The following is a 13775-nucleotide window of genomic DNA, read 5'->3' on the forward strand; positions in this document are numbered from 1 at the left end:
TCCCCCCGCCGGGGCGACGCTTTCCCCAGAAGAACCCGGCCCACCGGGACCGGGCAGGCTGGAGGACACCGCCCATGACTCTTACGCTGACACCGCTGCATCCACTCTTCGTGGCCGAGGCCTCCGGCATCGACCTCCGCGAGCCCGTGCCCGCCGGCATCGCCGAGGAGATCCACCGCGCCATGAACCAGTATGCGGTGCTGGTCTTCCGCGACCAGAAGCTCGACGACGACCAGCAGATGAATTTCGGCCGGGCGTTGGGGAAGCTGGAACCGACGCGCGGCGTGGTGGACGCCCACAAGCACCGGCTGAAGCACCAGGAGATGAACGACATCTCCAACCTCGACACCGACGGCAAGCTGCTCGCCGCCGATGATCGCCGGCGCATGTTCGCGCTCGGCAACCGGCTCTGGCACAGCGATTCGTCGTTCAAGTCGACGCCGGCACTCTATTCCATGCTGCATGCGCGGGTGATCCCGCCCGAGGGCGGCGACACCGAGTTCGCCGACATGCGAGCCGCCTGGGACGCCCTGCCCGAGGCCGAGAAGGCCAAGCTGCGCCCGCTTACCACCTGGCATTCGCTGATCTATTCCCGCGCCCAACTCGGCTTCGCGGACTACACCGAGGAGGAGAAGAAGGCCTTCGCCCCCGTCCCGCAGCGGCTGGTCCGCCGCCATCCGGGCTCCGGCCGTGTCTCCCTCTATCTTTCCGCCCATATCGGCCGGGTCGAGGGCATGCCCGTGCCCGAGGGCATGATGATGATCCGCGACCTGACGGAACACGCGACGCAGCGCGACTTCGTCTACCGCCACGCATGGCGGCAGAACGACCTGGTCATGTGGGACAATCGCTGCACCCTGCACCGCGCCCGGCCCTTCGAGGACAGCACCTATCCGCGCGACATGCGCCGCGTGACGCTGGAGGATGTGGCGCCGACGCTGCAGCAGCAGGCCGCATGACGCCCACCCGGAAAGGGGCATCGCCCCCTTCCGGAGAGCGCGAGGACGCTATTGCCGGGTGGGTACCCCGGTGTTCAGGCTGATGTTGCCCTCGGGATCGATCCGAGCCTGAACATTGCCGCCTCCCGCGGACGACACCTGGGCACGCCAGGAACCATCGCTCTGCTGGGTCAGGTCGCGGATGTTCTGCAGGCCCGCGGCCTCCAGATGGCTGCGTGCGTCGCTCTCGGCCATGCCCGCGCCGGGGGTCTGCGTCGTCGCGGACCGCCTGACCGGCAGCCCGGTGTTCAGGACGATGTTGCCCTGCGTATCGATCCTCGCCAGCACATTCCCCCCTGACCCCGGGGTGACCTGGGCACGCCATGTGCCATCGCTCTGCTGGGTCAGATCGCGGATGTTCCGCAGGCCGGCGGCCTCCAGGCGACTGAGCACCTGGGCTTCGGTCATGCTGCCCGTCGTCGTGGATTGCGCCCACGCGACGGGCCCAAGACCAATACCGAAGGCAACGGCAAAGGCTGCTACTGCTGCTCGGTTCATGACGCATCTCCCTTGGCTTTTTTTCATCGCATTCAGTGGGGCGATGATCCCTGTCAGGCTCGGCCGCCATGGCAGGCGGTCGGGGCAGGCGGCTCTGTCGTCGGAGAGGCGTGGGTCGTGCCGCGTTCCGGCACCCGGAGCTCCATCCGACGGATGGCGTGGGCTGGATGAACCTATGGGAGAGTGAATTCGATTCAGTTTCGCATTTTCCGTCCCCGGAGGGTAGCGAATCCGTCAGCGCCCTGGCCGCTTCCGCGGTGCCCCTGGGCGACGTGCCACAGATGCGGCAATGCCTTTTGGAAGTCCTGCAAGCCGTATCGAAGCGCCGGCAAGGTGGTGGGTGCGATGGCGGAGGGGAAGCCGAACCCCTCAGGGGTCATCGTGCCCGTTCTTGGGTCGGGCGCCCGCGCCGTGGTTCCTGTGCGCCCGAGTGGTCGCTAGCGCCGCCGGCGTCGACGTACCCCAGGATCGCCGCGGTGTCGCGGTGGGCCTCCTGGCGAGGCTCCAAACCTCACCCCATCAAAGCCCGCAAGGCCAATGGACACCGCAACGTGGCGCCGGGCGCCAGAGGCCAAACCAAGGGCTGAACACGTCTCCTGCACGGTGCCGGGAGACATGCCATCGGGTCCGGCGCCGCGTGGGCTCCGGCATCGCGGAACAGACGCTATGCGCCCCCCGCCAAGCGATAGCTTCCAAAGGCCCTGTGGCCTATGCGGGCGCCCATTGGCGTTGCGCCGCAACGTCAATGGGCGCCCGTGGTGGCGCGAGGTCCGGAGAGGAACAAAGCCCCCCTGTCCGGTCCACCGGCGCCTTACTGCGGCGCCCGTTCCCCGGCGCGGTACCCGCTCTGATACGCCGCGTTGAGCTGCTGCTGCCGCTGTTCCGCTGCCTGGCGCTGAGCGACCTCGTGCTGGTTCCACAGATAACCGCCGAGCGCACCCGCACCGGCGCCGATCAGCGCGCCGACGCCGGCATGGGCGGTGAAGGACCCGATCGCCGCGCCGGCGAGCGCGCCGACGCCGCTGCCGATCAGCGTGTCGCGGCCGCTCTGCGTCATCTGGCCGTTGGAGCAGGCGCCGAGGCCGAGGGCGAGGGCCGCGGGAAGAAGGACCATCTTGCGCATGGTGTGCTCTCCTCTCAGCGCGACGCGCCGCGGCGCGCGGGCTGGGGGCAGGGATAGGTGGCGATGAACCAGCGGGCGAGGCCATCCACGGCCAGTTCGCTGCCCGACTGCGGATTGGCCTGCGCCCAGGCGGCGAAGCCGCCGGCGGCCTGCTCGCCGGTCGGCGCCGGGGTCGGCACGCAGAAGAGCGGGCGGAAGCGCGTGCCTGGGCGCGTCATCACCGCGTGATACTGCGCGAAGCCCAAGATGAAGCCCCGGCAGAGACCAGAGGCGTTGGCATAGGCCGGATCCCCGGCTGGAACGGCGCAGAGCGTGGCGAGTTCGGCCACCGTGGCGGTGTGCGAACCCTGCGCGGCCTGTGGCGTCTGGGCCATGGCCGGGACGGCGGCGCAGAGCGCCGCTGCCGTGAGAATGGTCTTGAGGCGCATGTCGGTCCTGTCCTTCCGTCGCGCGACTGGCGACCCCGCCCGGCGGGGGCGACTCGGGCCGCGGGCGCAGTGTCCAACGGGGCGGAAGGGCTCGGCAACGGGCATGGGTGCCGCATTGCCGGGAACGGACAGAGATTGGCGGCATGCCTGCCGCCGCAGCATCGCACCGGCGGGACGGGGCTCGCCGGTGGAGCATCGAAAATGCGCCATTCGGCGCATTTCCGATCCGTCACTCAGCGCTGGCGGCTGCTGCTGATGGCGTAGCCGGACGCGCCGCCGACACCGGCGCCGATCAGCGCGCCCCAGCCGGCATTGCCGGAGAGCGAGCCGATCGCCGCGCCGCCGAGGGCGCCGATGCCGGCCCCCGTGGCGGTGGCGCGCTGGTTCTCGGTCATGCCCCCGCAGGCGCCGAGGCCGAGGCCGAGCGCGAGGACGGCAACGAGACGGAGAGGCTTACGGGCGATCATGGTCATCTCCTCCTCTCTCAGCGGCGCCGGGCCGGCGCGGCCGGGCACGGGTAGGTGGCCGCGGCGAAGCGCAGCACGCCCTCGGCAGCGCGGACGCCGGAATACTGCTGGTTGGCCGCGGCCCAGGACACGAAGGCGGCCGAGACGGTGTCGAGCGTCGGCGCCTGCTCGGGCAGGCAGAAGACCGGGCGCTGCGCGCCGCGGCCGCTGGTGTAGATGGCGTGGACCTGGCCGATCGAGACCAGCGCCGCATAGCAGGCCGGACGCAGCGCCGAGGTATTGGCGTTGTCCGCATGCGGGCCGCACAGCCGCGCGAGATCGGCGGTGGTGAAGGTGGCAGGGGCGCCGCCGGCGGCCTGGCCCTGGGCCAGGGCGGGCGTCGTGGCGAGCGCGCCGGCCGCGACGAGGGCCAGGGCCCCCTGCCGCAGCGCGCGGATCGGGTTCAGGGAAAGCATGGTGGCTGTCGTCCTCCTTGCCGGGGGCCGTGAGGGCCCACGGGCGTCATAGCCCATGACGGCATGCTTACGCCCGCGCCAAACCGCGGCAATGAGGCAGCGCAAGGACGGGGACGGAAGCGGCAGCGGCGGGACGCAGGATCAAGCCTCGGCGCAGCGGGCGCAGGTTCCCTCGATCTCCACCGTCGCCTCGGCCAGCACGAATCCGACGCGGCGCGCGGCGGCCTCGATGGCATGGGTCACGGCGGGGTCGGCGATCTCCATCGTCGCCCCGCAGGTCCGGCAGATCAGGAACTGGTGCGGATGGTGGTGGTCATGGCTGTGGCCATGGCCGCTCTCGTTGCAGCCGATATAGGCGTTCAGCCGCTCGACCTTGTGGATCAGCCCCTGCTCCAGCAGGAAATCGAGGGCGCGATAGACCGTCGGCGGCGCGGCACCCGGGCGCATCGCCTTCAACTGGTCGAGCAGCGCATAGGCGCCGACCGGCGCTTCCGCGCGCAGCACGAGTTCCAGGACCTGGCGACGCAGCGGCGTCAGCACGGCACCGCGGCGTGTGCAGACCGCCTCCGCTTCCTTCAGCGCCGTCTCGCGCGTCGCAACTTCCGCCATGTCACCTCCTCGCCGGACCGGGTCGGAACATTATATCATCAGGTCATGTGCAACACCGCCCCCGACGCCGCCACCGACCTGATCGCCGCCATCCGCTTCGACAGAGATGGCCTCATCCCCTGCATCGCTCAACAGCACGACACCGGGGAGGTGCTGATGATGGCCTGGATGAATGCGGAGTCCGTCGCCGAGACGCTCGCCACGGGCCGCGTCTGCTACTGGTCCCGCTCCCGCCAGGCGCTGTGGCGCAAGGGGGAGACCTCGGGCCAGCAGCAGCGGCTGGTCGACCTGCGGCTCGATTGCGACGGCGATACGCTGCTGGCGCTGGTCGATCAGGATGGCGTCGCCTGCCACACCGGCCGGCGCAACTGCTTCTTCCGCGCCATCCGCGATGGCGCCCTGACGACCATCGCCGATCCGCTGGTCGATCCGAAGACGCTCTACGGCGCATGAGGCGGGAGAAGATACCCGTCACCGTGCTGACGGGCTTCCTCGGCGCCGGCAAGACGACGCTGCTGAACCGGCTGCTCAAGGCGCCGGAGATGGCCGGCTGCGCCGTGCTGATCAACGAATTCGGGGAGATCGGCCTCGACCACCTGCTGGTCGAGAAACTCGACGACGATGTCGTGCTGCTCAATGCCGGCTGCTTGTGCTGCACGGTGCGCGGGGATCTGGTCCGCGCGCTGCGCGACCTCGCCCTGCGGGCCGAGGCGGGGCAGGAAATCCGCCGCGTGGTGGTCGAGACGACTGGCCTCGCCGATCCCGCTCCGATCCTCCAGACGCTGATGACCGACCCGGTGGTGCTGTCTGCCTATCGCCTCGATGGCGTGGTGACGCTGGTCGATGCCGTGGCGGGGATGGCGACGCTCGACACGCAGGTCGAGGCGGTGAAGCAGGCCGCCATGGCCGACCGGCTGGTGCTGACCAAGACCGACATCGCGACGCCGGAAGCGGTTGCGGCGCTGAAGGCCCGGCTTGCCGCGCTGAACCCGATCGCCCCCCTGCTGCCCGCGGATGCGCCGCCGGCGGCGCTGCTCGACGCCGGGGACTTCACCACCAGCGGCCGCATCCCCGAGGTCGCATCCTGGCTGGAGCAGGAAGCGCACGGCCATCATCACCACCACCATCACCACGACCCGAACCGCCACGACGCCGGCATCCAGGCCTGCAGCTTCGTCTTCGACGATCCACTCCCCTGGGATGGCGTGGCCACCTGGCTCGAGATGCTGACGCTCACGCGCGGCGATTCGATCCTGCGCGTGAAGGGGCTGCTGAACATCGCGGGTCAGGACCGGCCGGTGATCGTCCATGGCGTGCAGCACGTCTTTCATCCACCACTCATTCTGGCGGCCTGGCCGGAGGATGACGACCGTCGATCGAGGCTCGTCTTCGTGCTGCGCAACCTGGAGCCGCAGGTGGTCGCGGAGGGTCTAGCGGCCTTCGTTACGGCTGCGCGGGAAACCGAAAAAAGCCGCGATTTCTGAACGTTGCGCCTGTATCCCGGCTCTAGCGGGCTGGGATTAGGCTCCGGCCGCGAAGGTCGGAGAACGGCATGCCCAGAAGCTGCCTGCTGCTGCTGATGTTTGTCGTGCTGGCGCTCCTCGGTGGACCCGCCGGCGCGAAGAATGCGCCGCCCGACAACGCCGATTGCGAGCGTTGCCCCGACATGGTCGACCTGCCCGGCGGCACCTTCACCATGGGCGTGCCGTCCGGCGAGGAGGAGCGCGAGGGGGTGCCTGCCGATGTGCGCGGCCGGTCGTCCCCGCAGCGGCGTATCACCATCGCGCCGGGGCTCGCCATGTCGCGTACGCCGATCACCCGCGGCCAGTTCGCCGCCTTCGTCGCGGAGACCGGCCGCGCGCCGGGCACCGGCTGCTGGACCTTCGTGAACAATGGCGCGACCTACGAATATGTCGAGCGGCCGAACCTCGACTGGCGCGATCCCGGCTTCCCGCAGACGGATGAACATCCCGTCGTCTGCGTGAGCTGGCAGGATGCCGAGGCCTATGCCGCCTGGCTCACCCGCACCACCGGCAAGCCCTATCGGCTGCCCAGCGAGGCCGAGTGGGAATACGCCGCGCGCGCCGGCACCATCACCGCGCGCTACTGGGGCGATGCGGCGGTCGGTGCCTGCGAATACGGCAATGTCCTCGATCTGACATTGATGCGGCGGATGAACCTCGACCCCCGGCCGCAATTCACCTTCCGCTGCAACGACCTCTATGCCTACACGGCGCCGGTCGGCAGCTTCCGGCCCAATGCCTTCGGCCTCTACGACATGCTGGGCAATGTCTGGCAGTGGACGCTGGATTGCCTGAACCCGACGCTGGACGGGCAGCCCTTGGACGGATCGGCACGGCTGACCGGGGATTGCGACAGTCGGGCGATGCGCGGCGGGTCCTGGGGCCACCTGCCCTGGTATGTCCGCGCCGGCAACCGCGTGCGCGGCCAGGCGGTGGACCGCTACACCTTCGCCGGCATCCGGGTGGTGCGGGACCGATAGCGCGGCCCCTTCCCTGCCCGGGGCCCTGCCCCTATGCAACAGGCATGGCGACGACCGATCTGCGTTTCGAGACCCTGCGCGGCGATGCGCTGCGCGCCTGGCTGCCGCGGCTCGCCGGGCTGCGCATCGCGGTGTTCCGCGACTGGCCGTATCTCTACGAAGGCGAGGCCGGGTATGAGGAGAAGTACCTCGCCGCCTATGCGGACAGCCCCGGCGCCGCGGTGATCGCCGCCATCGACGGGGACCGCGCGGTCGGCTGCGCCACCTGCCAGCCCATGGCGGAAGCGACGGCCCGCGTGCAGGACGCATTCCGCAGCCGTGGCCTCGACCCGGCGCGCTGGTGCTATTTCGGCGAGAGCGTACTGCTGTCCGAGTATCGCGGCCGCGGCGCCGGCGTGCGCTTCTTCGAGTTGCGCGAGGCGCATGCGCGCTCCCTTGGCCTTCAGGCCGCGGCCTTCTGCGCCGTCACGCGCAACGACAACGATCCACGCAGGCCACGCGACTATGTTCCGCTCGACGCCTTCTGGGGCAAGCGCGGCTATACGAAGCGCGCCGACATCTCCGTCATCTTCGATTGGCAGGAGGTGGGCGACGATCGCGAGACGCCGCATGCCCTCGGATTCTGGGTGAAGGACCCGCTGTGACCGCACCCGAGGCGAAGCCGCTGCGCCTCGGCCTGCTGCAATATGGCGTCGGCCGGCCCGCCGATGTCGCCGCCTTCGGCCGTGCGCTGGAAGCGCGGATCGAGGCCGGCCGCGCGCAGGCCGATCTGCTCGTCCTGCCCGAATATGCCTGCGTCGAACTTGGCGCCGGCCTGGTCGGCGGCGATGTCACGGATGAGGCGACGGAACTCGCTGCCCTGGTCGCCGCCGCGCCGGCCATCGAGACCGCGATGCGTGAGGCCGCCCGCCGCCAGCGCGTCTGGCTGCTGCCGGGCACCATGCCTGTGCGGGCCGCCGATGGCCGCATCGTCAACCGCGCGCCGCTGATCGCCCCGGATGGCCGCATGGCGGTGCAGGAAAAACGCGCCATGACGCGCTTCGAGGCCGAGCACTGGGGTGTCTCGCGAGGCGCTGATCCTTGCGTCTTCGACACGCCCTGGGGGCGGATCGGCATCTCCGTCTGCTACGATGTGGAATTCCCCAAGCATGTCCGCGTGCAGGTGCAGGCCGGCGCCTGGCTGATCCTCGCGCCGAGCTGCACGGACACGATGCACGGCTTCAACCGCGTGCGCATCGGCGCGGCCGCGCGCGCGATGGAGAATCAGTGCTACGTCGCGATCACGCCGACGGTGGGTGTCGCGCCGTGGTCGGCCGCGCTCGACGTCAATCGCGGCCATGCCGCCGTCTTCGGCCCGGTCGACCGCGGCTTCCCCGAGGATGGCGTGCTCGCACGCGGCGCGCTCGACCAGGACGAATGGGTGTTCTGCACCCTCGATCCCGCACGCATCGCGGCCGTGCGCGCGGACGGCCAGGTCTTCAATCACCGTGACTGGCCGGCGCATCCCTTCATCGTGCCCCCCGTGGCGGAATTCGCATGACGCTGATCCACATCGTCGCCGGCGAGGCGTCCGGCGACGTTCTCGGCGCCCGGCTGATCGCCGCCCTGCGCGCGCGGCGCCCCGATCTGGACTTCGCCGGCATCGGCGGGCCGCGCATGGCCGAGCAGGGCGTGCCCAGCCTGTTCGACTATCGCGAGCTCGCGCTGATGGGGCTGATGGAAGTCCTGCCCAAGATCTTCCGCCTGAAGCGGCTGATCGGCGATGCCGTCGACGACATCGCCACGCGGCGCCCCGATGTGCTGGTGACCATCGACAGCCCCGGCTTCACGCTGCGGGTCGCGGAGAAGGTCAAGCCGCTCGGCATTCCCGTGGTGCACTACGTCGCGCCGCAGGTCTGGGCCTGGCGGCCGGGCCGCGTCGTGAAGCTGAAGCAGAAGGTCGACCGCATCCTCTGCCTGCTGCCCTTCGAGCCGATCTTCTTCGAACACGCCGGCATCCCCGTGACCTTCGTCGGCCATCCGGTGCTGGAAAGCGGCGCGGATCGCGGCGACGCGGCGCGCTTCCGCGCAGCGCATGCGCTGGGCGAGGCCGAGCGCCCCGTCATCGTCATGCCCGGCAGCCGGCGCATGGAGGCATCCCGGCTGCTGCCGATCTTCGGCGCGGCGCTGCGGATCGCGGCACAGCGCGTCCCGGGCCTGCGCCCGGTACTGCCGGTTGCCCCCATCGTCGCCGCCCTGGTGCGGCAGGCCGCGTCCGACTGGCCCGCCGCGCCCATCCTGATCGACGGGCTGGAGGCCAAGCACGACGCCTTCGCGGCCGTCGCGCAATCGGGCGGCGCGGGGCTGATCAAATCCGGGACCTCGTCGCTGGAAATGGCCGTCGCCGGCATCCCGCATGTCGTCGCCTATCGCGTGAATGCCGTCACCGCGGCGATTGTGCGACGGCTGGTGAAGGTGCCGCATGCCTCGCTGGTGAATCTGCTCGCCGAACGCGAGGTGGTGCCCGAACGCCTGCAGGAAAACTGCACGCCCGAGGCGTTGGCCGAGGCACTAGTCGCCCCCTTGCTCGACCCCGACGTCGCGGCACGCCAGCGCGCGGGCTTCACCGAAGCCCTGGGGCATCTGCGCGCGCCGGAGGGGCTGCCATCGGAAGCCGCGGCCGTCGCCGTACTGCAAGCGATCGAAGAGGCCCGTTGACGGCAGGGAAGGCGAACGCCGAAGGCCAGTTCCCTTGAGGCCCTGATGCAGATCTGCAGCGGCGTTCTTGGTTTGCGCCGCGGCCGGAATCGGAGGGGCTCTGCCCCTCCGAACCACCCAGCCAGGGGCTTGGAGCCCCTGGACCGCAGTCTTCTGGTGTCGGGCGGCGAGGTCGTCCGATTCCCCTCCTGACGCCTTGCGGGCGCAAGGGCGGGTCTCTGCGCGTATCTTGCCAGGAGCGCCCGGCGCCAAGAGGAGGTTTCCTGGGGCCTCCCTGATGACCGCAATGCTTTCGCTGCGGAACCGAGACGGGCGCTGCCCTATCGGGCTCACTCTGCCTAAGGCCGAAGAGCCTTTGGAAACCTCGATTTGGCGTCGTGCACCGCAGTCAGAATGGCGCCGAGACCCGCTCCTCCGCAGGATGCGGGCTTTGCGGGGATCGCATGCTTGTCGCGCCCAACGCCGACAGATTGCGTTCCAAGTGCTCCAAGCACCACGGCCCCCCATTGGCGTTGCGAAGCAACGTCAATGTGACCCCGGTGGCGGGGGTGCTTTGGAGGGGCGGCGCCCCTCCAATTTCCACAGCGGAGCCGGAACGCTACACCGCCTCCGCCCGCAACTGCTTGGCCGCCGCCACCAGGTTCCGCATGGCCGGCTTCACTTCCGCCCAGCCGCGCGTCTTGCAGCCGCAATCGGGGTTCACCCACAACCTCTCCCGCGGCAGATGCGCCGCGGCGAGGCGCAGCAGCTCCGCCATCTCCGCCGCCCCCGGCACACGCGGGCTATGGATGTCCCACACACCGGGCCCGATGGCGTTCGGGTAATCGAACTGCGTGAAGGCATTCAGCAGCTCCATCCGGCTGCGCGTCGTCTCGATCGAGATGACGTCCGCATCCATCGCCGCGATGGCGCCGATGATGTCGTTGAACTCCGCGTAGCACATGTGGGTGTGGATCTGCGTCGCATCCACCACGCCGCTCGCGGACAGGCGGAAGCAGAAGGCCGCCCAGTCGAGATAGGCCGCCTGGTCGGCGCGCCGCAGGGGCAGGCCCTCGCGGAAGGCGGGCTCGTCGATCTGGATGATGGCGATGCCGGCCTTCTCCAGGTCGCAAACCTCCTCGCGCAGGGCCAGCGCGATCTGCGTGCACACCTCGCTGCGCGGGATGTCCTCTCGCACGAAGGCCCAGAACAGCATGGTGACCGGGCCGGTCAGCATGCCCTTCACCGGCTTGTCCGTCAGGGACTGCGCGTAGCGCGCCCATTCCACCGTCATCGGTTCGGGACGCGACACATCGCCCCAGATGATCGGCGGCGCCACGCAGCGGCTGCCATAGGATTGCACCCAGCCATGCTTGGTGAAGGCGTATCCGGCCAGACGCTCGCCGAAATACTTGACCATGTCGTTGCGCTCGAACTCGCCATGGACGAGCACGTCGACGTCTTCCGCCTCCTGCCAGGCGATGGCCTCGGCGGTCATGGTGCGCAGGCCGGCCTCGTAGTCGGCGTCGCTGATCTCCCCGCGCGCATGGGCCGCACGCGCCTGGCGCACGCCGGCGGTCTGCGGGAAGGACCCGATGCTGGTCACGGGGAAAGGCGGCAGGTGCAGGCGCTGCTGCTGCGCCTCCGCCCGCTGCGGATAGGCCGACCCGCGCTGCGCCATGGCCGGGGTCACGGCTGCGACTGCCGCGGCGACGGCCGGATCGTGCAGCCGCGCATCGGCGCGCCATTCTGCCATCACGCGATCGGACTCCGCGAGCGCCGCGGCGATCGCGCCATCGCCCTCGTCCAGCCCGCGGGCCAGCGCCGAGACCTCGGCGAGCTTCTCCTCCGCGAAGGCGAGCCGCCGCTTCAGCGCCGGATCCAGCGCATCCTCCCGTGCCAGGGAATGCGGGACGTGCAACAGGGAACAGCTCGGCGCGACCATCAGCCGCCGCGTCCCGCGCCGGTCCGCGACCTTGCGCAGCGTGGCGAGCGCCGCGCGCAGATCCGTCCGCCACACATTCCGCCCATCGACGATGCCGAGCGACAGCCAGCGATCCTCCGGCAGCACGGCGAGGGCAGGTTCCAGCCCTTCCCCCCCCCGCGTCAGGTCGAGATGCAGCCCATCCACCGGCAGCCCCGCCGCGATCGCCAGATTGTCCCGCAGCCCGCCGAAATAGGTCGCGATCAGCGTCTTCAGCCCCGGCGCCGCCTGCGCCAGTCGGGCATAGGCCGTCGCATAGGCCTCGGCCGCGCCGGCGGGCAGGTCGGTGACGAGGCAGGGTTCGTCGATCTGCACCCAAGCCGCACCGGCCTCGGCGATGCCGCGCAGCGCGGCCTCATAGGCCGGCAGAAGTGCCGGCAACAGGGCGAGCGGCGGCGTACCGTCCTCCGGCTTGGACAGCAGCAGGAAGGAGACGGGGCCAAGCAGCACCGGCCGGGTGCGGCAGTTCTCCGCCAGGCCCTCGGTCACCGCCTCCGCCCAGCGGTTCTGCACCAGGCGGAACCGCGTCGCGGCCGACAGGCGTGGCACCAGGTAGTGGTAGTTGGTGTCGAACCATTTGGTCATCTCAAGCGCCGGGGCATCGGCAGCGATGCCCGCGGCGCGCTCGGCCTCGGTGCCGCGGGCGCCCCGCGCCAGGGCGAAGAGGGTCGCGAGGCTCGCCGGGCCCTCCCCGTCCCAGCCATAGCCCTCCGGGATGGCGCCGAAGGCCAGCGCGGTTTCCAGCACATGGTCGTAGAAGGCGAAATCGGCCGAGGCGATGTGGCCGATCCCGGCACCGCGCTGCGTCGCGCGCGCCCGCATGCGCAGCGCGGCCCCGGCCGTGGCGAGCCCGACCGCATCCAGCGTCCCGGCCCAATGGGATTCGAGCGCGGCCTTCCACTCGCGTCGTGGACCGATGCGGGGATAGCCGAGCGTGGCGGCAATGGTCATGAACTGCGTCTCCGCCCCCGGTGCACCCAGCCCGGCAGCCAAGGGATGGCGCTGCCCGCCCGGGTCACGGGCAGGTCGGCGGCGCCGGCAGGTCTCCTGGCTTGCGGGTCTCCGCCACCGGCCCGCCTTCCCGCGCCTGCGCGCAGTGGCCCGCGGAACACCCGCGGAAGGGCCGGCGGCTCGCCGCCGACAGTTGCTGGGGCAGCCGCCGACTTGCGGGGGCGATCCCCGCGCACGGCGTTCCCTCTTGCGCCCGCTCGCACGGGACCAACGCATTATAAGGATATCTTGATATGTTTTAGATGCAAGAGGGAAGGCTGACCGTGCGACCTCCCGGCAGGCCCGTGCCGCGCTCCGCGGCCAGATCTGCCCGCATCGGAATGATCGTCTGTGCTCGTGACACCGCGTGGCGTCAGCCTCGTCCAGCTGGGCCCGGCCGCCATGCCGGGCTGCGGATCGCGGCGGCAGTGCCGAAGGGGCTGAGGCCTACCGGCCAGCCGGGACAGCCACCGCCGCGCCGCCTCCCACCGGACCACCGAAGGCATGGGGACCCTGATTGGCGAAGTTCGGCGAGGCCATCGAGCCGGTCGCTGTCCGGCCGGAGGCCATCGGGTCGCCGAACCCGTGGGGACCCTGATTGGCGAAATTCGGAGAGGCCATCGAACCCGCCGCGTTGCGGCCGGAGGCCATCGGGTCTCCGAAGCTGTGGGGGCCCTGGTTGACGAAGTTCTGCGACACGGCCTGTCCGGCCGAGGCACGACGTTCGCCCGCCGGTGCGCCCACGCCATGCCCCCGCGGAGCGGCGTCCGGTCCTCGACCGGCCTCCGCGCTGGCAAGGACGTGGTCAGCGTCACTGACGTTGGCCATCGCCGGGGCCGCGGCCCCCGCACCGATGCAGCCCGAACCCAGCGCGGCGACGATCAGCAGCATGGAGTGCTTGAGCGTCATGATGATGTCCTTCCCACATGGTTGGAGGCGTTTGCGCCTGCCCGGCAGTCATCTGGGACGGGCGGGATGAAAGTCATGACCGCGCCAAGATCACGGCAGCATCCCGTCGAGCTCATGCATAAAAAACGTCACACA

15 protein-coding genes and 1 riboswitch are annotated in these 13775 nt (G+C 70.3%); of the genes, 7 read left to right on the forward strand and 8 right to left on the reverse strand.

Features of this window, described 5'->3' with window-relative positions:
• Positions 1-74 precede the first annotated feature (74 nt).
• On the forward strand, positions 75-959 hold the full coding sequence (locus KPL78_RS08345) for a TauD/TfdA dioxygenase family protein (protein ID WP_219762430.1): 885 nt from the start codon (positions 75-77) through the stop codon (positions 957-959).
• 48 nt (positions 960-1007) lie between these two features.
• Here the strand turns inward: KPL78_RS08345 and KPL78_RS08350 are convergent, their stop codons facing one another.
• The 6 genes from KPL78_RS08350 to KPL78_RS08375 form a co-directional block, all read right to left on the reverse strand.
• Positions 1008-1496 carry a hypothetical protein gene (locus KPL78_RS08350; RefSeq protein ID WP_219762431.1) on the reverse strand — a complete coding sequence of 163 codons (489 nt, stop codon included), beginning with the start codon at positions 1494-1496 and terminating at the stop codon, positions 1008-1010.
• A gap of 811 nt (positions 1497-2307) precedes the next feature.
• Positions 2308-2619 carry a YMGG-like glycine zipper-containing protein gene (locus KPL78_RS08355; RefSeq protein ID WP_219762432.1) on the reverse strand — a complete coding sequence of 104 codons (312 nt, stop codon included), beginning with the start codon at positions 2617-2619 and terminating at the stop codon, positions 2308-2310.
• Between the two features lie 14 nt (positions 2620-2633).
• Positions 2634-3047, reverse strand: coding sequence for a Rap1a/Tai family immunity protein (locus KPL78_RS08360; protein WP_219762433.1), 414 nt, complete (start codon positions 3045-3047; stop codon positions 2634-2636).
• Between the two features lie 233 nt (positions 3048-3280).
• Positions 3281-3514, reverse strand: coding sequence for a YMGG-like glycine zipper-containing protein (locus KPL78_RS08365; RefSeq protein WP_219762434.1), 234 nt, complete (start codon positions 3512-3514; stop codon positions 3281-3283).
• Between the two features lie 17 nt (positions 3515-3531).
• Positions 3532-3969: a Rap1a/Tai family immunity protein gene (locus tag KPL78_RS08370; RefSeq protein ID WP_219762435.1), complete on the reverse strand. Its 438-nt coding sequence runs from the start codon at positions 3967-3969 to the stop codon at positions 3532-3534.
• A gap of 141 nt (positions 3970-4110) precedes the next feature.
• Positions 4111-4578, reverse strand: a complete 468-nt coding sequence (locus KPL78_RS08375; RefSeq protein WP_219762436.1) for a Fur family transcriptional regulator — start codon at positions 4576-4578, stop codon at positions 4111-4113.
• A gap of 45 nt (positions 4579-4623) precedes the next feature.
• On the opposite strand from KPL78_RS08375, the gene hisI reads away from it, so the two are divergent.
• From hisI to lpxB, 6 genes are all read left to right on the forward strand, one after another.
• Entirely contained in the window at positions 4624-5031 is a 408-nt protein-coding gene (hisI, locus tag KPL78_RS08380) for a phosphoribosyl-AMP cyclohydrolase (RefSeq protein ID WP_219762437.1), read from the forward strand.
• On the forward strand, positions 5028-6062 hold the full coding sequence (locus KPL78_RS08385) for a CobW family GTP-binding protein (RefSeq protein WP_219762438.1): 1035 nt from the start codon (positions 5028-5030) through the stop codon (positions 6060-6062). Before hisI ends, KPL78_RS08385 begins: the two co-directional genes overlap by 4 nt.
• A gap of 68 nt (positions 6063-6130) precedes the next feature.
• Positions 6131-7081, forward strand: a complete 951-nt coding sequence (locus KPL78_RS08390; protein WP_219762439.1) for a formylglycine-generating enzyme family protein — start codon at positions 6131-6133, stop codon at positions 7079-7081.
• Between the two features lie 44 nt (positions 7082-7125).
• A complete protein-coding gene (locus KPL78_RS08395) occupies positions 7126-7725 on the forward strand; it encodes a GNAT family N-acetyltransferase (protein WP_219762440.1) in 600 nt (199 codons plus the stop codon).
• Positions 7722-8621, forward strand: coding sequence for a carbon-nitrogen hydrolase family protein (locus KPL78_RS08400; protein ID WP_369412686.1), 900 nt, complete (start codon positions 7722-7724; stop codon positions 8619-8621). The genes KPL78_RS08395 and KPL78_RS08400 overlap by 4 nt, the downstream gene beginning before the upstream one ends.
• A complete protein-coding gene (gene lpxB / locus KPL78_RS08405; RefSeq protein WP_219762441.1) occupies positions 8618-9778 on the forward strand; it encodes a lipid-A-disaccharide synthase in 1161 nt (386 codons plus the stop codon). Before KPL78_RS08400 ends, lpxB begins: the two co-directional genes overlap by 4 nt.
• Before the next feature lie 598 nt (positions 9779-10376).
• Here lpxB and metE read toward each other — a convergent pair.
• Both metE and KPL78_RS08415 read right to left on the reverse strand, forming a co-directional pair.
• Positions 10377-12692, reverse strand: a complete 2316-nt coding sequence (gene metE / locus KPL78_RS08410) for a 5-methyltetrahydropteroyltriglutamate--homocysteine S-methyltransferase (protein WP_219762442.1) — start codon at positions 12690-12692, stop codon at positions 10377-10379.
• Between the two features lie 69 nt (positions 12693-12761).
• Positions 12762-12979, reverse strand: a riboswitch (cobalamin riboswitch).
• Between the two features lie 199 nt (positions 12980-13178).
• Positions 13179-13640, reverse strand: a complete 462-nt coding sequence (locus KPL78_RS08415) for a hypothetical protein (protein ID WP_219762443.1) — start codon at positions 13638-13640, stop codon at positions 13179-13181.
• Positions 13641-13775 lie beyond the last annotated feature (135 nt).

The organism is Roseomonas alba, assembly GCF_019430885.1.
GTDB lineage: Bacteria > Pseudomonadota > Alphaproteobacteria > Acetobacterales > Acetobacteraceae > Neoroseomonas > Neoroseomonas alba.